Annotated in this window: 1 protein-coding gene; it reads right to left on the bottom strand. The window is 57.6% G+C overall.

Annotated elements, in window-relative coordinates; all coding sequences use genetic code 11:
* The coding region (locus A8L45_RS24825) for a hypothetical protein (RefSeq protein WP_175402077.1) at positions 1-977 on the bottom strand (977 nt) is incomplete at both ends.

Raw genomic sequence — 977 nt, forward strand, 5'->3', positions numbered from 1 at the left:
TTAGGGCATCAATGGTCACGTTGGTGACAGTGGTGGAGGGGTGGGTGAGGGTGATGGTCACCTCTGCATGTTCGCCCTCATCAATAGTGGTGTCTGAGACCGTCGAGACCATGGGGATATCCGCCTCGTCAGTCACCGAGATCGCATCAGCGGCTATTCCGGGGTCGGTGCCGTCCACTGCCGCCTTCAGGGAGAAGGTCTCTGTACCCTCGTAGACATTGTCATTGTTCAGTGTGGTCTTGATATTGACGGTTTTGTGCCCGGGGGGGATATCGACCTTCACGATACCGTTCACTGCCGTGCTCACGTTCACCGTATCCAGCTCCTGAGTCCCGTCAGCACTATAGAGCGTGAAGGTGCCGTTGGTGTCGGCGGTAAAGTTGCCCGTCTGGCCGGGGTTGCTGATATCCAGCAGCAGGGTGGTGGCGGTGGCCGAGGCATTGTTGAGGCTCAGGGTCCAGCTGAGGTTGGTGTTATCCTCTTCAGCAACGGTGGTGCTGTCCGGGGTCAGGGTGTCAACGACCGGTGCGCTTTCATCGTCAGTCAAATATACGGTCTCGGACACGACCCAGTCGGCATTGGCGCTGTCCACCTTAGCATTGAGGATCAGGTTTTCACTGCTTTCATACAATGCATCATCCATCGGCTCGACGAAGACCTGCACATTCTGGGTCCCTGCGGGGAGGTCCCAGATAACGGGCTGACTGATATCTGTTACCGTGACCGACTGCGGGTCGTTGTCCGCCCCGGTATAGATATGGAGTTTGCCCGTAAAGTCCTCACCCAGTGTCGCCTGCTGTTCGGGGTCGAAGCGCAGGGTAAGGGTTGTTGGCGTGTCGGCCGCATTATTCACGTTGAGTGTCCAGCCTGGCCAGTGATCTTCGTCCGCGTTACCGTCCTCCCGACCGTCCCGCAGTCTGGCGATACTGTCAACCTGCACCGCATCCTCATTATCGAGGATAGTGGTCTCGACGCTT

Source organism: Veronia pacifica (assembly GCF_001707825.1).
Taxonomy (GTDB): domain Bacteria; phylum Pseudomonadota; class Gammaproteobacteria; order Enterobacterales; family Vibrionaceae; genus Veronia; species Veronia pacifica.